The sequence below is a fragment of the Endozoicomonas sp. genome (assembly GCF_051008435.1).
Lineage (GTDB): Bacteria > Pseudomonadota > Gammaproteobacteria > Pseudomonadales > Endozoicomonadaceae > Endozoicomonas_A.
This window is the reverse complement of sequence record NZ_JBPCXO010000270.1, coordinates 1-19,639: the sequence shown is the minus strand read 5'-3', so window position 1 is coordinate 19,639 and position 19,639 is coordinate 1. Positions and strand designations below refer to the sequence as shown.

Below are 19,639 nucleotides of genomic sequence, written 5' to 3'. Positions count from 1 at the left end.
GGTTTGAGACAGTTTTTATGATTATTTGAGGCGAATAGCGAGCTATTCAACGAAAAGAATCATAGAAAATGGCCAAATCCGGCTTTTTCGCAGTAGGTCAGTGGTAAGTCCGACAGGCTCCTAGGCAGGCATAAAATCCAGAGCTTTGGCAAAGCTACTCCAGACCTCATCTGGCCTGTCACTCGCCAGCAGTCACTCAAACAACTGCGCTATTTCTGCCAGTACGGGTTGCCCAGGTTTGGACAGTTTCAAGATGCAATGACCTGCCAGACTGATAAAAAATGGAGCCTCTATCACTCCCGACTGTCCTTTGCCCTGAACAGTAAAATACTGACGCCTCTGCAGGTTATTCAGGCAGCGGTTAAAGCCTGGCAGGCAGACCCGGACTCCATATCCATTGCCCAGACTGAAGGTTTTATCAGGCAAATTCTGGGCTGGCGTGAATATGTCAGGGGAATTTACTGGGTCAACATGCCCGAGTATTCCTCACTAAACCACTTAAAGGCCAAACGATCACTGCCCGATTTTTTCTGGACTGGCGAAACCCGCATGAACTGTTTACAGGAGGCCATAGCCCAGTCTTTAGATTACTCCTATGCCCACCATATCCAGAGACTCATGATCACAGGCACTTTCTGTTTACTGGCCGGAATCGATCCCGACCAGGTCGACGAGTGGTATCTGGGTGTTTATGTCGACGCTATCGAATGGGTTGAGTTACCAAACACTCGTGGCATGAGTCAGTTTGCTGATGGCGGGTTACTGGCTTCAAAACCCTATGCAGCCAGTGGTAACTACATCAACAAGATGAGCGACTACTGCAAAAGCTGCCATTACAATGTGAAGAAAAAAACCGGAGAGCAAGCCTGTCCATTCAACAGCCTTTACTGGCACTTTATGGTTCAGCACAGAGAGCAACTGAGCAAGAACCCCAGAATCGGCATGATTTACAAGAACTGGGACAAACAATCCGCTGGTGATCAAGCCGCCATTACTCATCAGGCAGAGGCCTACCTGAAAAAATTAAACATGCTCTAGATTAAGTACTTCTACCTAAAACAGCTGTATAAAAATCTCATCCTATTGATATTTACCGCAAACACTTTAAGCTGCCTGACTTATAAATATCTGACTCATGCACCAAGGTCATGAGCGGCATATCTTCTGGCAAGCGGCTCGTAGACCGACAGTCCTGATGACATAGCCATAACCTACAACAAAAACAACTTTTCACCCAAGGCAGCTGTAGTATGAAAAAGCCTTTCCACCTGATGGCCAAACCGACCAGTTATCAATGTAATCTGGATTGCGATTACTGTTTTTACCTGGAGAAAGAGCGCTTCTTCAACAAAAAGGCGGATGACCGGGGTAAGGAAAAGATCACTCATATGAGTGACGAAGTTCTGAAAAGTTACGTTAAGCATTACATTGCCGGTCAGGACTCACCCATTGTTGAGTTTGCCTGGCAGGGCGGTGAGCCAACACTGGCGGGTCTGGACTTTTTTGAGCGGGCCGTTGAGTACCAGAAAGAGTTCGCCGGCTCTAAAGAGATCGTTAATTGCCTGCAAACCAACGGTGTCCTTCTGGACGACTCTTGGTGCGAATTCCTGAAAAAGCACAACTTTCTGGTCGGACTGTCTATTGATGGCCCCGAAGAACTGCACGACCATTACCGTCCTCTGAAAGGAGACAAGCCTTCTTTCAAGAAAGTCATGCGCGGCATTGAGACCATGAAAAAGCATGGCGTAAAGTTCAACACCCTGACCGTGATCAACAACATTAATGTTGAGCATCCGGTTGAGGTTTACAACTTCCTGAAAAGCATTGGCTCCGAGTTTATGCAGTTCATCCCAGTGGTTGAACAAATGGAAGTTGAGAGAGCCCAGCCGCAATTAATCTTCCCAAAGTCAAAAACCGAGAAGCAACTGACGCCTTTCTCCGTAGATGGTAGCAAGTACGGTGATTTCATGGTCGCTGTCTTTGACCAGTGGGTTCGTAAGGATGTGGGCAAAGTGTTTGTTCAGCTGTTTGATAACGCACTGGCAGCCTGGCACGGTGAAGAACCCAACGTCTGTGTTTATCGCAAAGAATGTGGCGACGCCATGATCATTGAGCGTAATGGCGATATCTACAGCTGTGACCATTATGTTTACCCTGAGTATCGCCTGGGTAATGTTATGGATGGAAAAATCCATAAAACCGTGACCCAGAAATTCCAGAAAAGGTTTGGTCAGGACAAAGCCAACGTCGGCGCAAAATGTGAAAGCTGTGAATTCCGCCATGCCTGCAACGGTGGTTGCCCGAAACAACGCATCCATCAAAACGACGATGGCACATTACAGAACCACCTGTGCCCCGGTTACAAGAAAATCTTCGGACACATGGATCCTTACATGAAATACATGGCTAACGAGCTGACTAAAAATCGTGCTCCTGCCAACATCATGCATGTAGCCAGTACGATTGCCAAACAACAGAGCCAGATTGTTGCCCACTACTAATAAAAAAGCCGGAGGCTAAGCCTCCGGCTCAAAACTTGTTCATCAAATCGCAGGCTATTGCCACACGGTTATTCCAGAGAATGGAATAATGCCCTTCTCCCTTGAGCATTCTCATTTCTGCCGCTGTTATTACCTTTGCCAGCCCCCGACTGTGAGAAGGCGGCATCACTTTATCTTCAGCTCCACACCAGACTGTCACTGAACAACCAATGGTTTCCGGCGAAAATGCCCAGTTTCTGACCAGGGCAAGATTATCATCCACCCAGCCCTTCTCCGTAATCATTGCCCGTTGAAAAGACTCAAACAGTATATTGGCCAGGCCATCATTCATGGCTGTTCGATCAGAATCAGCCAGCAGCATATCCAGAGAAGTGATCAATGCCTGACTGGATTCACACAACAGCATTTCCCTGTTTTCAACGATCCATTGTTCAAGCACAGACCCTCCCTGCTCCGCCAGTGTCAAAACCATCATGGTGAATTCACTCATGCCTTTCCTGAAGTGCTCATCGGGCATCCCAACACTGGCAATGGTTGCCACGCCATGACAACGACCGGGTAAAGCCGCCGCCATAGCCAGAGCATGAGGGCCGCCTGCTGACCAGCCCACAGCGAGAAAACAATCAAGATTAAGGTCTTCAAGAATAGCGGTGACATCGTCTAAAGAAGACTGAATGGAGCGCCCTGGCTGACGGGTACTGCCTGCGTACCCTGGACGACTGTAGGCGATCATCCGGCCACCCAGCTTGTGAATAGCAGGTTCCAGCAACCTGACGGTGCTCAAATCACTGGCTACACCATGATGAAAAAATACAGCGGGACCCGTTGACCTGCTGCAGTAATATTCAAGATTCCGCCCATCCTGCAATTGAAGTGTTCGGATCTTTGCAAGGGAAAAGCTGTCGCCCATCGTCGGTCTCCGAAGTAGCGTTCCGATGAGACCATTCTGGCACAGACTCTGAAGCCCTTCACTGATTCAAGCGACGGATTACACTGAAATACACTCGGTAGGGTAATACCCTCAGCAATCCCATGATCATGCCAAAAACCGTAGGAAACCTGATTTCAAAATGACGGCGGTTTAAGCCCGATAGAATAGCCTCAACTGCTGATTCAACCTCCATCAGAAAAGGCATTTCAAACTTGTTTTTATCTGTCAGGGGCGTTTTGACAAACCCCGGGTTAATCACTTTGATGTCCACACCTTCCGGTTTCAGATCGGTATAGAGCGACTCAGCCATATTAATCAGGGCTGCCTTGCTGGCACCGTATGCGGCAGCAGCAGGTAACCCCCTGTAACCTGCCAGGGATGCATTGATGGCAATGATCCCCGACTGCTGCTTCACCATCACCGGAATCAATGCATCAAGACAATGACAGACGCCCATAACATTCAATTCGAAGTGTTTGCGCATGTGTGTGGATCTGAAATCCACCCCGGCTGTCTTGATGAACGTGCCGGCATTCAACACCGCTATATCCACTCTGCCAAAACGATTCATAATGACATCAGCGGCACGAATCACAGCATCCTGATCGGTCACGTCCGCCGGTAGCGGAATGATTATACCTTCCAGGTCCAAAGCTTCATTCTGAAGCCGGTCCAGATTGCCAAAGCTTCTGGCTGTGGCAATCACAGTTCCCCCCTGACGAGCCATCGTTAAAGCTAGCTGGCGGCCAATACCCTGGCTGGCTCCGGTAATCCAGATCACTTTGCTTTTCAGAGATGGAGTCGTTTTCATCGTTTTATTTCTCTGAAGTATGGGCAGGTTCTGCATCCATGAGTTGCAGTTTCTTTAAAGAAGACTCACTGATCAATGAATGCTCCTTGCTGAAATAGAACGTCAGGGTGCCCAGGGTAAATCCCCATTTGCTGACATCGGCTATATTCAGAATCTGGCCGTTCTTCTGCAAAAACAACCAGTCATCAAACTTCACCCGCCAGTTGATCCCCTTGATGGGCAAATCCATTTGATAAGTCCAGTTAAAGGTATTCCCCTGACTTCTACCGGTGGCCATACCAATCACATCTCCCGCTTCACCTTCGTAGCGTCCATCGGGCAGTATCTTGATTCTCCAGAGCCGATTAGAAGTAGAACCGTCCTCATAGATAAAATCTTCATCCAGTATCAGTACATCGCCCTCTACTCGCCCACGCATCACTACTTCAAAGCGATTGCGTAATTTTCCAAAACGATCAACAAACTCACCTCTTGCGTAGGTGATCCCCTGAAAGTATTGCTCAATGGTTAAAACCGGCAGATCCTGGGTGTATTTATCCTGCAGTTTCATAGTTGCACATCCCTGCAAAGAAAAAGTAAACAGCCATGAGCTCAGAAAAATATTTTTCGCCTTCCTTGAACAGGAAAAAGGGCAAAGAAAAATATTTTTCACTTTAAAGAAAAAGACCCATAGCCAATGTTGTTGCTGTATTGCTTTGCGCATAAATAGGACCTCCTTGCCCATGTCATAAACCCGGTTTCCTGATCTGATAGAGTCGCACGTCAATGCTGTCCTGCTTAAAACCGGCTTCACAGTAAGCCAGGTAGAATAGCCACATGCGCTTGAAATGTTCGTCAAACCCCAGAGTCTCTATCTCAGACCAGCCCTGCTTGAATGCATCCGCCCAGATTGACAGGGTTTTGCCGTAGTCACGTCCGAAAGAATATGAGTTCTCAATATCCAGACCCGCATTGCGACATTGGTCATTGATAATCTGATCCGTCGGAAGCATGCCACCCGGGAAAATGTAACGCTGGATAAAGTCGGTTTCTGCGCGATAACGTTTAAATCGCTCTTCATCAATAGTGATGACCTGAATGACCGCGATACCACCTGGCTTTAGTGAATCAAACACTTTCTTAAAATAGATGGGCCAGTGGCTTTCCCCCACTGCTTCCAACATTTCTATCGAGACAATACGGTCGTGCTGTCCCTGGATATCCCGGTAATCCTTCAAATGAAAATTAAAACCGGTTTCCTCCTGAAGAGAATCACTGGCAAATTGCAACTGCTCTCTGGACAGGGTGACACCTGAGTAACTCTGGCCACCCTGTTGATGTAATGACCGGGCAAAACCACCCCAGCCACAGCCTATTTCCAGCACGGAATGTTCGGGCCTGGCGTCCAGCCAATTCATCACCAGCTGATATTTATTGGCCTGAGCCTGCTCCAGAGTTTCATCATGATTGCTGAATACGGCACTGGAATAAGTCATGGAAGGATCCAGCCACAACTGATAGAAATCGTTCCCAAGATCGTAGTGGGCCGCAATATTGCGACGACTTCCTGAACGACTATTGTTGTTCAATAAATGATTCAGCCGGTTCAGTTTTCGAGTTAACCAGTGGGTAGAAAACTGTTTTTCAATGCGCATCTCATTGGATATTCCCCAGTCCACAACCGCCTGAAGATCTGGAGTGTCCCAATCACCTTTCATATAAGATTCAGCCAGTCCGATAACCCCCCGGTTTGCTGACCTGAGCAAACCCCAAGGACGATTAATCCTGACTCTGGGAATCGGAACGTCCCGTTCTGACTCTCCAACCTTTATGAGGCAACCTTCCTGTTGCAACTCAATCAGGCTCAGTGAAGCTTTTTCCAGCCGCCCCACCAGCCATTTCAAAGCTCTGGACACTTTAGTGGCGCTCTGATCTGCAGCAAACCCATTCTGCGACAGGGTTTTCCCTGAAATTTCCAACATTTATGCCCCCTGCTTCTCGTATTTTTTTTGTTTGTTCATAGCTGTTTTGGGGTCATTACTACCCACCTGGCCTGACCAGCCATGAGTCAAACCACGACTCCAACTGAAAAAACGATCTTTCGGAATGTGACGAATCACTTGAACACCTTTAATGAACAGTCGAAGCGCTTCCCAATGAATTGCCAGAATGACCTTGAATGCCTGCATTGGCAGAACAAATAGCTGCCTGAGAATATTCAGATCACTCAGTATCTGTCGTTTTCCTTTAAGGACTGCAGCAAACAACTTGCCATCATCGTTGTGCAGATTAATGCCCAGTTTCAGATGGTTACCCGGCATCTGAACCCTGAAACCGTAATGACAGTCGGTCTCAAAGAAAGGTGAAACATGAAGCTGCTTTTTTACGGACTGGTGAACTGAATTTTGCGCCCCTACACCTTTTTCGATGGGGATAACGTAACTGTGTCGCTCTCCAAGTGTGTTGGTTACTTCATAAATCAGGGCAGACAGTTTTTCCTCCGCATCAAGGCAGTAGTAAACCGTCAGAGGATTAAAAGCATAACCAAGCACTCTCGGATAACAGAGCATGCAAATACGCTCTGGCGGAGCTACATCATGCGCTGACAAAAGTTCAATCGCCTGAGTTTTGAGACACTGTCCGGAACCGTCAGCAAAATCCTTCTGGTGAAAGGAAAGCAGATTGAATCGATCAACAGAAAACAGTTTGAGATGGCTATTCAGTTGATTCAGCTCATCCAGATCAATAAACCATGAAGCTACCCTGTAAGAGAAACGATGCTTGCGGGGTTGAATGCGGTTATGCATTAACTGCCCCCAATAAACCGCTGACTTCATAACCGCCTCCTGGTGCTGATGACATTGCTCAAAGCCATGGATGGATTAAATTTCGTGGACACTTTGCATTTCGCTGTCCATGCCAGAAGTCACCGGTCTTTTGCCGATACCATGTTCAGGCCAGACCAGCCGGTCATTCTGGTTTTCTACAGACCAGGGTCTGCGTTTTCCACCCAGTGCTTCAGCAACGGCCAGACCCGACTGAAGGCCGTCTTCATGAAAGCCATAACCAAACCAGGCTCCGCAGAACCATGTACGATTGCGACCCTGCAATTCCCAGAGTCTTGACTGAGCTTCAAGGGCGTTTCGATCAAAGACGGGGTGATCGTACAGATAGCACCCATGAATCTGTTCAGGTTCTATGGAAGGATTCAGAGTGACAAACAGAGGCAGCCCTTCAAGGTGCTGAAGACGATTCATCCAGTAAGTGATGGAAGGGCCTTCATTGGATTGTGTACCAAAATAGTTCCAGCTGGCCCAGGCTCTTTTTCTTGAAGGCATGAGTCGTTCATCACTGTGCAGAATGGCCCGGTTTCGCTGAAAACTGAAGGAACCCAGCAGTAACTGTTCCAACTCACTGGGCTCACTCAGCATAGCCAGAGAAGTATCTGCATGACAGGCCATCACCACATGATCAAACTCATGAACGTCTCCCTGCAGGTCAGTAATAACAACCCGATCCGCATAGCGCTTCACTTTACGTACACAACGGTTCTTGACGGCCAGGCCATCCATGTCAGCCAGAATACGGCGAACGTATTCTCTGCTGCCCCCGTTCACTGTTTGCCACTGAGGTCGATCTGTCAGCTGGAGTAACCCATGATTCTGACAAAATCGCATAAAAGCCAGGGCCGGATAATCCAGCATTCGATCAGAAGGTGTAGACCAGATAGCCGCCCCCATCGGAACCAGATGGTCATCAATAAAGCGTTGACTGTATCCTCTCCCTGCGAGCAGTTCCCTGAGAGTGACAGAAGGGTTCAGCTGTTTCATCAAGTCCGAACTGGCTTGATAAAACCGGAAGACATCCAACAGCATTCTCAGGAATCCGGGCTTCACGGCATTTAAGCGCTGAGCAAAAAGTCCATTAAGGTCGGTTCCGGAATATTCAGTACACCCCTGATTCAGTGAAACAGCAAAAGACATATCAGTATTGATGACCGGAACATCCAGATGATCAAAGAAGGCGGTCAGATTAGGGTAAGTTTTATTGTTGAAAACAATAAAACCGGTGTCGACTGGAATAGAGTGATCGCCATCCTTTACTGTCACCGTATTACTGTGACCACCAAAACGGTCATCTTTCTCAAACACGGTAACATTATGCTGTTTCGACAGTAGCCAGGCGCTTGACAGCCCGCTGATGCCTGATCCAATTACAGCAATGTTGAGTCCTTTAACTGTCATAGAGCGACCTGCAAACGTAAGCTTCACTAATCTCTACGCTTTAACGGTTAATTTGGATCACCAGAAACCTGTCGGACTTTTGCTTTCGAGCATGCTTTCTATTGAAGAGTCAGTAAAGCGAGCCAGCTTTTTCTGGAATTCAGGCCGAAATGGTCTTAAGTCCGACAGGCTCCCAGGTTTCTCGGTGATCCAATAACCTCTTATCTACGTAAACAGAGACAAATAGGCTAGACACGCGATATTCTGATGATAAGTCCAGCTATGAATAAAAGCACAATGGATTCTGAAAACAGCAATACGGAAACGCCAGACAAACTAAAGCAATCGTTAGTGAATCTGGGTCGCTACCGGGACAAACAGACGTTTGCGCTCCTGTATGACTTTTTTGCTCCCAGATTGAAAAGACACTTGATGACTAAAGGCGCTCACGGGGAGATGGCAGAAGAGCTGGTTCAGGAAACCATGCTGTCGGTCTGGAGACACTGCAAAAGTTACGACCCTGAGAAATCCACAGCATCGACCTGGATTTTCCGAATAGCCCGTAACCTGTGGATAGATCGATTGAGAAAAGAAAAAGCGGACCTGTTGTCACCACTGGACAACTATCCGGAAAGCAGTTTTGTACCGCCTATGACTGAATTTGATTCTGAGAAGATCAAGTCCGCTATAAATGACCTGCCTCAACAACAGGCCCAGTTAGTTTATAAGGTGTATTACGAAGGAAAAAGTCATCGTGAAATCTCTGAAGACATGGATATGCCACTGGGCAGTGTGAAATCGGGCCTAAGACTGGCTTTCACGAAACTTCGTAATCAGATGGGAGAGGTAAAATGACAACACATCACCCTGACCTCAGCACCCTGATGAGTTACTCCGCAGGTAGCCTGCCAGATGCTATTGCTACTGTGGTTGCGGCTCACCTGAGCGTCTGCAATCACTGCAACCGACACGTTCACGAAGCCGAACAAATCGGCATCAGTCTGCTGGAAGAACTGGAACCCGCTGCTATGTCCTCCAGTGCAAAAGGCGACATTCTGGCATTACTTGATAATACTGAGCAGGCGCCAGCGGAAAGTTGTGAAGAAAAGACCCTACCGGATGATGCTGATGTTCCAGCACCACTCAGACCCCTGCTGGGTTATTACCTGGACGACCTGCACTGGAAAAGCATGGCCCCGGGCCTGAAGCAGTTCATCTTGCCAGCCTCCGGAAGCAAACTGAGGCTGTTGAAAATTGCACCGGGAACCTGCATGCCCTCTCACGGACATACCGGCTCTGAACTCACCATGGTTTTGAAAGGCTCCTACTCCGATGAGCTGGGTCGATTCTGTGCTGGAGATGTGGCTGACCTGGACCCGGACGTTCAACACCAACCTGTGGCAGATACTCATGAAGGCTGTATTTGCCTGATTGCCACTGATGCACCTTTAAGGTTTAACGGGCTGGTCCCCAGACTGCTGCAACCCTTTTTCCAACTTTGAATGAGCAACTCATTCTTCCGGGCACCTTTAGGGTGCCCTGTTTATTTTGTAGGATTAGACACTTTGGCCCTGGCTTGAGTAGTACCTCCATTCTATGAACATTCTTTCCATTCAATCTCATGTTGCATACGGACACGCAGGAAACTCGTCGGCCGTTTTTCCCCTTCAGCGAATGGGATGCAACGTCTGGCCTGTTAACACCGTCATGTTCTCTAATCATACGGGCTATGACACCTGGAAAGGTCCGGTGTTTCAGCCAGAAACCCTGACGGACGTGATTGAAGGTATTGAGCAACTCAACGTTTTGTCCCGGTGTAATGCCGTACTGTCTGGCTACATGGGAGACCCTGCGGTTGCGGACGTTATTCTGCAGACGGTGGATAAAGTAAAAAATGAAAATTCAGAGGCACTGTACTGCTGTGACCCGGTTATGGGAGACAGAGACACGGGTCTTTATGTTAACCATCAGATTCCAGAATATTTCCGGGATCGTCTGCTCGCCAAAGCAGACATTCTGACGCCCAATCATTTTGAATTGGAGATACTGAGCGGGCAGCCTGTCCAGAGTTCTGAGCAGGCTCTTGCTTCTGCTCGCTCATTGCTGGCTAAAGGCCCTAAAGTGATATTGGTCACCAGTCTGATTTATCCGGATTCAGATCACGATACGATTGAAATGATGGCTGTCACAGAAACCGAAGCCTGGTTGATTAAAACGCCATTGCTGCAATTTAAAAACACGATGAGTGGTTGTGGTGATGCCACTTCAGCCCTGTTCCTGGCCAAGTACCTGATGACCAATCCATTGAAAGCCTGCCTAGAACATGTTGCTGCCGCCATGTATGCCGTCTTCAAGTTAACTCATCAACATCAAAGTTCTGAGTTAATGCTGATAGAATCTCAGGACCAGCTGGTTAACCCAACAGAAGTCTTTTCGGCTGAATCAGTTCAATAGCAGCGCTTTATACCCTGTTCATTACAGACCTCATTTAATGAACTATCTTGAATTAGCATTACGAAATAATTCTTGATGGTCGGGGGTCAAACAGATTGTTTTGGTCATGAGCAGGGTTTGTTTCAAAGTCAGTGGCAAATACCCTTCTGGGTTTCATCAGGTACTTCTGACCTGTCTTCTATTTCTCTGCCCCCCATTACTGGCCAGCGTTGACTCCATAACTGTACCCATAGCGCTTATTTCATCTTTTCTGGCGAATAGTTCGCCTGAATGGAAATCCACGACAGAAATAGATCACGAAGTGTTTGTCCATATTGTCCCGGGAATTCAGTCCGACCCCTCTGAACCATCAGACAATAAGATGAAGCAATGGCAGGAAGTCTGGTGGGTTGCAGACTATTTTCATCAGTAAGATGGATAAAAGCTGCTATCAAGCGCTGGTATGACCACTGCTCTGGCGACGCCAAAGAGAATCAGCCAAATATAGATTTTTTCAGTGATGAATGTGACGGTGATTCCTGCGAACTCACTTCAACCACTTACATTGACCTTCTGACTCAAAATAACAGCCTTCATTCCAGTCACCACTGGGGGCAAGATTTCTCCGATACAAAGGATTTCGGCCTGACCCTGGTCATAGATTTCTTGCTGATGAGTATCCTTTCCACCCAATCTCCTGAGCCCCCCTCTGATCCTTTAAGCATGAACAATGCAGAGAAACGTCAGTCTAATCAAGACGACGAAGTACCTCAGGAAACTATGGCAGTCTGCGAAACATCACCGTCTTTTATGGCCACCATGTTAAACAATGTCGAGCTGACAGAAAGGGAAGCAATTGGCAGAGGTGCCTACGGCACCGTATACAGGGCCATATTAGTGGTTAAAAATGCAGAAGGTAAACCGGAGAAACAATATCGGGTAGCCGCAAAAAGCGCGCAAATCGAAAAAAGTTCATGCGAAACACAAGAAGACTATAAAAAACGAAAAGGCAGGGCCAAAGAGTGTCTCAGAATAGAGCTGACTTTTCTGATTATTTGCCAATCAGAATTGATAGTACAGGTTATTGGAGCCACTATTGACCATCACCAGTTTATTGTTATGGAGATACTCCCCCATCAATACCCACCTTTTGTTTCTAAAATTCCTGGTAAAGAATGCCTTAACTTTTCACAACGACTCCAGGCATTAACGGATGCAGCCAGGGCTCTGCTATTTATCTTTCAGCGGGGCTATCTAATCAGAGACTTGAAAGCCACCAATGTCATGCTGACCAGCCATCTGACAATCAAACTCATTGATGGTGGATTAGCCGTTGAACAGGGTCGCTGCCACCCCTGGAATAAAAGACCGACCTACTTTGCCCCCGAAGTCGAGACTGCGCCTTTTGATGAATTAACAGAAGTCTATTCCTGGGGGCTGCTGGCTCTACAATCGCTTACCGGAGAAACCGGTGCCAATTTTGATAAATGGATAGAAGAGTGCAAACAGGATGATCCGGATTTTGAACTGTGCGAATACCTTTATCCACAGCTTGAATCAGAGACTGATGTTCACTGCCAAATTGCCAGAACGGAGCTGTTACCCATTGTAGTTTCATGCCATTCCACAAACAGGAAAGATCGTCTGCCACTCTCTCCACTGATAGAACAACTCTCAATCATTCAAAGTCACATGCCTTAATTTTTCTTGACCTCAGAAGCCCCAAGCCCGATATTGATAACGCTTGTCCGATAGAGACTACTTCGGACCATTAAAAAGAATAAGAAAGAGAGCAGTGCTATGGACATTACCCTGACTCCTGAGCAGCAGGCTCTGCAGCTTGAGATCAGAGAGTATATGAAGTCGATCATGACCCCTGCCATGATCGATGAAATGAAAGACCCTGAATACTATGAAGGAGGTGGCCCCGAGTATCGCAAAGGCCTCAGAAAAATGGGTCAGGATGGCTGGATCGCCCTGTCATGGCCCAAAGAATACGGAGGCCGTGAAGCAACCGCCATTGAACAGTACATCTTCACCGAAGAAGTCATGCGTTCAGGCTTCCCTTATCCTTTTCTTACCACAGAAGCTATTGGCCCTATCCTCGCCGAATACGGCAGTGATGAAATCAGGGAAACCGTTGTAAAAGGTATTCTGCAAGGCGAAGTCGTTATTGCCATCGGCTACTCTGAACCAGGTGCCGGAACCGATCTGGCTTCACTGAAAACCCGGGCCGATAAAAACGACAACGGATGGCTGATCAACGGTCAGAAAATCTGGACCAGTCTGGCCAACTTTTCTGATTATGTCTGGCTGGCAGCTCGCACCGATGCCAACGCCACTAAAAAGCACAAGGGACTGTCTATGTTTCTGGTGCCCAAAGACAACCCCGGCTTTTCTCACACACCTATCTGGACTCTTGGTGTACGCACCAACGCCACCTACTTTGAAGACCTGCAACTGGAAGATAAATTTCAGATAGGTGAAGTCAATAAAGGCTGGCGACTGATTACCGGCCAACTGAACCGTGAGCGCCTCAGTCTGGTCAACCATGGTCCTATCCAGATTCTTTTTGAAGATGTCGCCACCTGGGCAACAGAAACCCAAGGCAGGGATGGTCAGCCCATCATCAACAAACCCTGGGTACAAACCAATCTGGCCAAGGTCAAAATGGGCCTGGAAGTGTTGAGAGTGATGAACTGGAAACAGGCCTGGGCCATTGAAGAAAATCGACTGGGTATGGAACAGGCTTCGGTCGCCAAAGTTTACGGCACCGAATACTTCGTTGAAGTCTATCGCCTATTGATGGAGGTTCTGGGGCAGGATGCCACGATTGGCGGAGACAGTCCCGGCTCTTTGTTACAGGGACGACTGGAGCACCGCTACCGGGTCGGCAGTATTCTGACCTTTGGCGGCGGCTGTAATGAAGTTCAGCGGGATATTATCTCAGCTGCCGGTTTGTGGATGCCCAGGGCTCGATAGGAGAAATAGTATGGACTTTAAATTATCTACCGAGCAGCAGGATGTTCAGAAACTGGCCATCCAGATCTTTACTGATCAGACCGATAACGAGCACCTTCGACAGTTTGATGATACGAGTCGTTATGACACCAAACTCTGGTCAGATCTGGGTGAAACCGGCATTTTGGGCGTCTCTATCGAACCCACCCAGGGAGGGCTGGGCTTTGGTTTTGAAACGCTTTGTCTGGTGTTGGAAGAAGCCGGTCGAACCATGGCTCCCATTCCCCTGATTCCCGTACTCGTCAGCGCAGCTTTGCCTTTGCAGAGATTCGGCACTGAACAACAACAAGCCATCCTTGCACGTGTAGCTTCAGGCGATTGTCTAATTTCTACGGCTTTTGCAGAACCACTGAATGATGATCCTTTGACGCCTTCCACCACCGCCGAAAGAGTCACTGGAGGCTGGCAGCTTAACGGGGTCAAGCACTGTGTGCCTTATGGTGCCCAAGCTGAAAAGATACTCATCAGCGCGCAATCCAGTGAAGGTCTAGTCGCCCTTTGGCTATCGTCTGACAGTGAAGGAGTTGAATTAGCAGACCAGCAAAGTACCAGTGGAGAGGCTCAAAGCCAGATGACGCTGACCAATGTTTTGGTCAACGATACAGATATTATGGCCATTGGCCCTGATGCAGAAACGGCCATGACTTATGCGCTGCAAAGAACTCAAGCTGCGCTTTGCGCTTTCAGTGTCGGAATGACAGACAAAATGGTCAGGCTGACGGCTGGATACACGGCTGAGAGAGAACAGTTTGATGTCAAGATTGCCACTTTCCAGGCCGTGGCTCACAGGGCAGCAGACGCCTATATCGACGTTGAGTGCTTAAGGCTGGCAACCGCTGAAGCAATTTCATTGCTGGATCAGGAAAAACCTGCAGACGATTCAGTAAAAATTGCCAAGATCTGGTGCGGCGATGTGACTCACAGAATCAGCCAGGCCAGTCAGCACCTCCATGGAGGAATTGGCGTCGACCGGGATTATCCTCTGTTTCGTTATGCACTCTGGAGTAAACAGGTTGAACTGACACTGGGCGGATCAGCCCGTTTGCTCAGTGAGTTAGGCGAGAGTATTGCCCAGACGTATATTAACCGCTAACAACTGTCAGGCTACTTTCCAGTGGCCTGACTACTCCCTGTTCGTATTAGCTTCATGCACGATCAGAGCCTGCTTTCGCTCTGCTCCCCATCGATACTGATTCATTTCTCCCGTTCCTCTGATCACTCTGTGGCAGGGGATTAAAAAACCGATGTTATTCCGGGCCACGGCTGAAGCTACAGCTCTTACGGCTGAGGGCTTGCCGGCTTTATCTGCTATTTGTTGATAAGAACAGAGCTGCCCCTGAGGTATGGCTAACAGAGCTTCCCAGACTTTCAACTGAAAAGGCGTCCCTTTCAGGATCAGATGAAGAGGTTGTTGATGGTAGTTTCTGCTAAATATTTGCTGAACTACCGGTGCTGTATTCTGGTCATTCCTGTGGATAAGTGCATTGGGCCATTCTTTAAGCAGCTCCTGCTCAACAACTTGCTGTTCGTCTTCATGATCAAAGAACGACAGTTTGCAGATACCTCTGGTCGTCTGAGCAACCAGACAGAAGCCAAATGGAGAATCATGAATACCGTAAACTATTTCAATACCTTTTCCTTTGGCTTTGTACTCACCGGGACTCATGCTTTCCCAATTCAGCATCAGATCATGCAACCTGCCAGTGCCACTCAAGCCCGAAGCCAGTGCAGTATCTAATACACTGTTACTCCTGAGTTGTTGTTTGGCATACTCCCGGGTCAGAAACTGCAAAAACTGTTTAGGACTGATGCCCGCCCATTCAGAAAAAACACGCTGCAGATGAAACTCACTCAATCCCACATGACTGGCCACATCAGCTAACCCGGGCTGCTCAGTCCAATGGCTGGATAGATAGGCAATCGCCCTGCTGATCTGTTGATACTGCCGGTGTTCCTCTGAATATTCTTTACTCACTCACACACTCCTGACCCCAACCGGATTATCTATTTCAGAATAAAAGTATGAGCGAGACAAGCTCCCGTTGCGACCCGAAACTTGCGCTTTAGGGACGAAGATCAAGTACATCATAACCTTTACCCGCCAGGCAGCGGCGCAGGACATAAGCCTGATCTTCTGTGGACTTCATGGCTCCGCCTGCAGCACCGGCACTGGCTCCTGCTACGCCACCAACGACCGCTCCGCCCACCACGGCGCCATCAATGCCATCACCTTCAACCAGACCTACGGCTGCCCCCGTCACTGCCCCCAGAATACCGGCATTAATTGCACCGGTTTTAGCCGCTTCGCCTTTATCCACCTTGGCAGCGTATTCATGGCACTTTGCTACATCCTGCTGATATTCCGCTTCTGTTTTATCGTGCGGACCCACTACAGGAGCAGAATTATAGGCGCAGGCCACCATTAAAGAAGTAGAGGCCAATAACAGGGCTTTCTTGATCATATACAACATCCTCAGTGTGCGACGGCAGTTTTATTAATAAAGAATGGCTGCCTTAAAAAGAGACCTGAGTTTAAAAAGCCACTGCTTTTCTCAATATACGCACAGGACGAAATACGATCTCTTTTTCAGAGTCTGTTCATATCTATAAATTGAATTCGTGGATTGAATGCATGAATCAGGCGCCAACCACACTCTCATTAAAATGACTAAACAGCTCACTAAGAGTGGGGGATTGATTCCATTTCCAGTTGTCAGGCAGTGCGATATATTGGTTTGATTTCACAACCTTTTCTGCATTGTCTACGTCCGAGTCTTTACTATAACAAGCCAATTGATCCAGCAATTCAAACTCGCCTTCACCGGTTATTGGCGCAAGATATTCATTTAATATTCCCCACCCCGTATCCCAAGCCAGCATTTCAATTCTGGATAATGCGAACAGATCACGAATAAGATTACCTTTGATGAAGGGCAAGTCATTAAAACCGTGAATACCGAACTTTGTTGGTTCTTCTTTTCCAGCCCGGCACAACAACCATCCAGTTCCGGCGTATAGAAATTTTGAATCCGGCACATCGTAAGGATCAAAATCAATATTCAGAACGTCACAATGCAATTCATCTAATTGTGCATCGACCATGACCCAACGACTTTCGTCTGAATTCCAATACTCACAAATCCAGTGGTCTTCAAAGTTTTCAGGCGTCAGATAAGTGGCAAATCCACATCTTATACGAGCAGCAAACCCTTTGGCTCTGAGAACTGTGCAAACGATCAGTGAGAAGTCCCGACAAATGCTGACCACTCTCTCTTTTGGCTCGCGCCGCTCCTTTAGAGACGTTGTACTTTTCGAGGAGGCTAAAGCCAGAATGTCAGCTGCATACCTGACCTGCATCTCCTCCCATTTACTGAACTCACTCTCACTACAACCGTACTTATCGAGCCAATAGGCATGAATCAGCAGATTCTGAGTAAATTGGCAAATACTGGCAATATCATCTGGAAGGGTGCTCAGCAAAGGGCGGTAAGGCCCTGACTGCGTAAATACACTGCTTTGACTGTATAAATTATTCTGTTCACTCATAATGATTTCAAACGACCGTTTACTTTTTAATCAACTCTATTCATGATTGCTCTATGGCTGAATAATCACCCGGTCATTCAATGGCACTTTGAGCGGGTAATTAAGCAGCAAATATAACAATAAAACCTGACATCAGTGATGATGTAATAATAAGAAGAAGAAGAAGAAGAAGAAGAACAATAATTATTATGACAATAAAAAAGCACCTGAACAGACTGCTGCAGTCTGTAGTTATTGGGGGGCTTGCTGTTTCTGCACAGGCCGACACCATCAGCGACTTTGAAAAAAGCTGGACCAGCCAGGCGCTGGCTATGCAGCGACAACTGGATAATCACTCACCCATCATCAATAACAATATTCTGGGTACTCACAACACTTACAACTCAGAAGTGTACAGAAACGCCCTGCGGTATCACGATCCACAGCAGAAGTTCTCCATCTACGACCAGTTGAGAATGGGAGCCCGGTTTATCGAGCTGGATGCTCACTGGACGGCCCATACGCATGGTGCTCCCTGGAAGTGGGGAACAGATCTGTTACTTTGCCATTCCGGCATCGGCAAGGAACTGGGTGATCTGGATATTGGCTGCAGCCTTAAAGACAGACGTTTAACCGACGGCCTTCAGGAAGTACGACAATGGCTTGATAGCAATCCGAACGAAGTCATCATTCTCTACATCGAAGATCACACTAATGGAAAACATTCCGTTCTCAGGCAACAGCTAAACGGCAAGCTGGGAGGCAAGATTTTCCACAGTGGTGGTTGTAAGGCTATTGGAGACACCTTGACCAAATCCCAGGTTCTGGAGGCTGGCAAACAGGTCATACTCTGGAAAGACAAAGGCTGCGCCAATGATGGCGAGCTGGCCAATATGGCTTTCAATAGCCTCGGTAAGGTTTCTCGAATCTGGGAAGACGGCACCACCATTGCCAAAATTGTTGATCTTTTCACAAGCGGCGGCGGAGTGGACCGTATCGAAGCCCATGAAGTGGCCGAATCCTTTGCCAAGGGCGTTAACATTGTCAACCTGGATGATATGACTCCGGGCAGCAGGGTTGATGCTGCGGTATGGAGTTGGGCCAGGAATGAGCCGAACAATCATAATGGCAGCCAACACTGTGCTGTGAGCACACTGTCTGGACGCTGGGATGACCAGAGTTGTTCCGCAAACTATTATTTTGCCTGCCAGAGCAATGATACCGGTGAATGGGCCCTGAGCTTCAGAACCGGGGCCTGGAATCAAGGCAGTCAGTCCTGTGCTGAGCTGGGCAACTATCGTTTCTCTGTTCCTACCAACAGTCAGGAAAATGAAAAACTGAAAGCCGTTAAAGGCAGCATGTTCAATGTCTGGCTGAACTATCACGATCAGGGTCAGGAAGGTGTCTGGCAGACTCCCGGTCAAAAAGTCTACCCTCTGCTGACAGGCTTTCGTGAACTGAGGGATCAACGCAGCAACCTCTGCCTGGATGTTGAAGGCGGTAACCGTGACAACGGAACCAATGTAAGACTCTGGGAGTGCAATGGCTCCGATGCCCAGAAATGGTCTTATGACTCTGCCAATGGCTTTTTAAGAAGCAAGCTGGGCACATGCCTGGATAATCGTGGTCAGACATTCAGTAACGGCGAAATCGTTGTCTGGGAATGCCTCGATAACAATAATATGCGCTTTGACTGGGTGGGTAACTCCCTGAGAAATCGACACAATGGCTCTATTGCTGTAGACGCCTATGGCGACTGGAAGGGCGCACAGGTTGGCCAGTGGCAGTACCACGGCGGCAGCAATCAGCAGTGGCAATGGGGTAACTGAGACTTAGATTAAGCCTTGGTATTCTGACGATGTACCAGTAATCCTTTGATAGAGGATTACTGGCCTTAAGATGTACTACCAGCCTTTATTCTCAGGCAATTCACTGGGCCTTGTTCCAAGCGTACACTCCAGATCATTTTTGAGATGATTGATGTACTGCTCACGCCTTGCACGTTTCACCATAAAAAACTGATAAGTTATTACACCCTCTTTTTCATAGGCAATAAAGTAGTCGCCACGATTATGCTTTGAACAGATTTTGGCTCTTCCCTAATCTTAGTGGGTGATTTAATCTATATTGAACACTTCAAGGCAAGGATGCCAACATGCGTGATAAAGAACTCTACTCCAAAATACTTGGCATTGAAACTCCATGGCATGTTGCC

General features: G+C 47.7%; 19 protein-coding genes. 10 read left to right on the top strand and 9 right to left on the bottom strand.

All coding sequences use genetic code 11. The features are described 5' to 3' along the window. The first annotated feature begins 258 nt into the window (after positions 1 to 258). Both ACR2PX_RS13885 and ACR2PX_RS13880 read left to right on the top strand, forming a co-directional pair. Positions 259 to 1,038 (top strand): hypothetical protein, encoded by a 780-nt coding sequence (locus ACR2PX_RS13885; RefSeq protein WP_433999948.1) that lies wholly within the window; start codon positions 259 to 261, stop codon positions 1,036 to 1,038. Positions 1,039 to 1,250: 212 nt separating this feature from the next. Beyond that, the gene (locus ACR2PX_RS13880) at positions 1,251 to 2,501 is read left to right on the top strand and encodes an anaerobic sulfatase maturase (protein WP_433999947.1); all 1,251 of its coding nucleotides are present in this window, start codon (positions 1,251 to 1,253) and stop codon (positions 2,499 to 2,501) included. 28 nt (positions 2,502 to 2,529) lie between these two features. On the opposite strand, the gene ACR2PX_RS13875 is transcribed toward ACR2PX_RS13880, so the two are convergent. The 6 genes from ACR2PX_RS13875 to ACR2PX_RS13850 all read right to left on the bottom strand — a co-directional run bounded on the left by ACR2PX_RS13875 (position 2,530) and on the right by ACR2PX_RS13850 (position 8,466). Continuing rightward, positions 2,530 to 3,411: an alpha/beta fold hydrolase gene (locus ACR2PX_RS13875; protein ID WP_433999946.1), complete on the bottom strand. Its 882-nt coding sequence runs from the start codon at positions 3,409 to 3,411 to the stop codon at positions 2,530 to 2,532. A gap of 58 nt (positions 3,412 to 3,469) precedes the next feature. Then, positions 3,470 to 4,243: an SDR family NAD(P)-dependent oxidoreductase gene (locus ACR2PX_RS13870; RefSeq protein ID WP_433999945.1), complete on the bottom strand. Its 774-nt coding sequence runs from the start codon at positions 4,241 to 4,243 to the stop codon at positions 3,470 to 3,472. Between the two features lie 4 nt (positions 4,244 to 4,247). Further along, entirely contained in the window at positions 4,248 to 4,811 is a 564-nt protein-coding gene (locus tag ACR2PX_RS13865; protein WP_433999949.1) for a DUF3833 domain-containing protein, read from the bottom strand. Positions 4,812 to 4,968: 157 nt separating this feature from the next. Further along, positions 4,969 to 6,204, bottom strand: coding sequence for a class I SAM-dependent methyltransferase (locus ACR2PX_RS13860; RefSeq protein WP_433999944.1), 1,236 nt, complete (start codon positions 6,202 to 6,204; stop codon positions 4,969 to 4,971). Continuing rightward, on the bottom strand, positions 6,205 to 7,059 hold the full coding sequence (locus ACR2PX_RS13855) for a DUF1365 domain-containing protein (protein ID WP_433999943.1): 855 nt from the start codon (positions 7,057 to 7,059) through the stop codon (positions 6,205 to 6,207). It lies immediately after the preceding gene. A 45-nt stretch (positions 7,060 to 7,104) separates the two neighbouring features. Further along, complete coding sequence (locus ACR2PX_RS13850) at positions 7,105 to 8,466, bottom strand: NAD(P)/FAD-dependent oxidoreductase (RefSeq protein WP_433999942.1); 1,362 nt, start codon at positions 8,464 to 8,466, stop codon at positions 7,105 to 7,107. Between the two features lie 261 nt (positions 8,467 to 8,727). Here ACR2PX_RS13850 and ACR2PX_RS13845 point away from each other — a divergent pair, with 261 nt between their 5' ends. The 7 genes from ACR2PX_RS13845 (at position 8,728) to ACR2PX_RS13815 (ending at position 14,992) form a co-directional block, all read left to right on the top strand. Then, the gene (locus ACR2PX_RS13845) at positions 8,728 to 9,300 is read left to right on the top strand and encodes a sigma-70 family RNA polymerase sigma factor (RefSeq protein ID WP_433999941.1); all 573 of its coding nucleotides are present in this window, start codon (positions 8,728 to 8,730) and stop codon (positions 9,298 to 9,300) included. After that, entirely contained in the window at positions 9,297 to 9,947 is a 651-nt protein-coding gene (locus ACR2PX_RS13840; protein ID WP_433999940.1) for a ChrR family anti-sigma-E factor, read from the top strand. Before ACR2PX_RS13845 ends, ACR2PX_RS13840 begins: the two co-directional genes overlap by 4 nt. A gap of 94 nt (positions 9,948 to 10,041) precedes the next feature. Next, positions 10,042 to 10,899 (top strand): pyridoxal kinase PdxY, encoded by an 858-nt coding sequence (pdxY, locus tag ACR2PX_RS13835; RefSeq protein ID WP_433999939.1) that lies wholly within the window; start codon positions 10,042 to 10,044, stop codon positions 10,897 to 10,899. A gap of 106 nt (positions 10,900 to 11,005) precedes the next feature. Continuing rightward, positions 11,006 to 11,311: a hypothetical protein gene (locus tag ACR2PX_RS13830; RefSeq protein WP_433999938.1), complete on the top strand. Its 306-nt coding sequence runs from the start codon at positions 11,006 to 11,008 to the stop codon at positions 11,309 to 11,311. Further along, complete coding sequence (locus ACR2PX_RS13825; RefSeq protein WP_433999937.1) at positions 11,269 to 12,579, top strand: protein kinase domain-containing protein; 1,311 nt, start codon at positions 11,269 to 11,271, stop codon at positions 12,577 to 12,579. The genes ACR2PX_RS13830 and ACR2PX_RS13825 overlap by 43 nt, the downstream gene beginning before the upstream one ends. Before the next feature lie 99 nt (positions 12,580 to 12,678). After that, a complete protein-coding gene (locus ACR2PX_RS13820; protein ID WP_433999936.1) occupies positions 12,679 to 13,860 on the top strand; it encodes an acyl-CoA dehydrogenase family protein in 1,182 nt (393 codons plus the stop codon). Between the two features lie 10 nt (positions 13,861 to 13,870). After that, a complete protein-coding gene (locus tag ACR2PX_RS13815; protein ID WP_433999935.1) occupies positions 13,871 to 14,992 on the top strand; it encodes an acyl-CoA dehydrogenase family protein in 1,122 nt (373 codons plus the stop codon). Between the two features lie 30 nt (positions 14,993 to 15,022). Here ACR2PX_RS13815 and ACR2PX_RS13810 read toward each other — a convergent pair whose 3' ends face one another. The 3 genes from ACR2PX_RS13810 to ACR2PX_RS13800 form a co-directional block, all read right to left on the bottom strand. Then, positions 15,023 to 15,874: a methylated-DNA--[protein]-cysteine S-methyltransferase gene (locus ACR2PX_RS13810; protein ID WP_433999934.1), complete on the bottom strand. Its 852-nt coding sequence runs from the start codon at positions 15,872 to 15,874 to the stop codon at positions 15,023 to 15,025. Positions 15,875 to 15,962: 88 nt separating this feature from the next. Then, entirely contained in the window at positions 15,963 to 16,361 is a 399-nt protein-coding gene (locus ACR2PX_RS13805) for a hypothetical protein (protein ID WP_433999933.1), read from the bottom strand. A 175-nt stretch (positions 16,362 to 16,536) separates the two neighbouring features. Continuing rightward, positions 16,537 to 17,445: a transglutaminase domain-containing protein gene (locus ACR2PX_RS13800; RefSeq protein ID WP_433999932.1), complete on the bottom strand. Its 909-nt coding sequence runs from the start codon at positions 17,443 to 17,445 to the stop codon at positions 16,537 to 16,539. Positions 17,446 to 17,633: 188 nt separating this feature from the next. On the opposite strand from ACR2PX_RS13800, the gene ACR2PX_RS13795 reads away from it, so the two are divergent. Then, positions 17,634 to 19,253, top strand: a complete 1,620-nt coding sequence (locus tag ACR2PX_RS13795) for a ricin-type beta-trefoil lectin domain protein (protein ID WP_433999931.1) — start codon at positions 17,634 to 17,636, stop codon at positions 19,251 to 19,253. Positions 19,254 to 19,639 lie beyond the last annotated feature (386 nt).

What these genes read in the sequence shown, in the direction of transcription:
- ACR2PX_RS13885 (WP_433999948.1), top strand. Translation starts at nt 259, where the DNA reads ATGACCTGCCAGACTGATAAAAAATGGAGCCTCTATCACTCCCGACTG.
- ACR2PX_RS13880 (WP_433999947.1), top strand. Translation starts at nt 1,251, where the DNA reads ATGAAAAAGCCTTTCCACCTGATGGCCAAACCGACCAGTTATCAATGT.
- ACR2PX_RS13875 (WP_433999946.1), bottom strand. Translation starts at nt 3,411, where the DNA reads ATGGGCGACAGCTTTTCCCTTGCAAAGATCCGAACACTTCAATTGCAG.
- ACR2PX_RS13870 (WP_433999945.1), bottom strand. Translation starts at nt 4,243, where the DNA reads ATGAAAACGACTCCATCTCTGAAAAGCAAAGTGATCTGGATTACCGGA.
- ACR2PX_RS13860 (WP_433999944.1), bottom strand. Translation starts at nt 6,204, where the DNA reads ATGTTGGAAATTTCAGGGAAAACCCTGTCGCAGAATGGGTTTGCTGCA.
- ACR2PX_RS13855 (WP_433999943.1), bottom strand. Translation starts at nt 7,059, where the DNA reads ATGAAGTCAGCGGTTTATTGGGGGCAGTTAATGCATAACCGCATTCAA.
- ACR2PX_RS13850 (WP_433999942.1), bottom strand. Translation starts at nt 8,466, where the DNA reads ATGACAGTTAAAGGACTCAACATTGCTGTAATTGGATCAGGCATCAGC.
- ACR2PX_RS13845 (WP_433999941.1), top strand. Translation starts at nt 8,728, where the DNA reads ATGAATAAAAGCACAATGGATTCTGAAAACAGCAATACGGAAACGCCA.
- ACR2PX_RS13840 (WP_433999940.1), top strand. Translation starts at nt 9,297, where the DNA reads ATGACAACACATCACCCTGACCTCAGCACCCTGATGAGTTACTCCGCA.
- pdxY (WP_433999939.1), top strand. Translation starts at nt 10,042, where the DNA reads ATGAACATTCTTTCCATTCAATCTCATGTTGCATACGGACACGCAGGA.
- ACR2PX_RS13830 (WP_433999938.1), top strand. Translation starts at nt 11,006, where the DNA reads ATGAGCAGGGTTTGTTTCAAAGTCAGTGGCAAATACCCTTCTGGGTTT.
- ACR2PX_RS13825 (WP_433999937.1), top strand. Translation starts at nt 11,269, where the DNA reads ATGGCAGGAAGTCTGGTGGGTTGCAGACTATTTTCATCAGTAAGATGG.
- ACR2PX_RS13820 (WP_433999936.1), top strand. Translation starts at nt 12,679, where the DNA reads ATGGACATTACCCTGACTCCTGAGCAGCAGGCTCTGCAGCTTGAGATC.
- ACR2PX_RS13815 (WP_433999935.1), top strand. Translation starts at nt 13,871, where the DNA reads ATGGACTTTAAATTATCTACCGAGCAGCAGGATGTTCAGAAACTGGCC.
- ACR2PX_RS13805 (WP_433999933.1), bottom strand. Translation starts at nt 16,361, where the DNA reads ATGATCAAGAAAGCCCTGTTATTGGCCTCTACTTCTTTAATGGTGGCC.
- ACR2PX_RS13800 (WP_433999932.1), bottom strand. Translation starts at nt 17,445, where the DNA reads ATGAGTGAACAGAATAATTTATACAGTCAAAGCAGTGTATTTACGCAG.
- ACR2PX_RS13795 (WP_433999931.1), top strand. Translation starts at nt 17,634, where the DNA reads ATGACAATAAAAAAGCACCTGAACAGACTGCTGCAGTCTGTAGTTATT.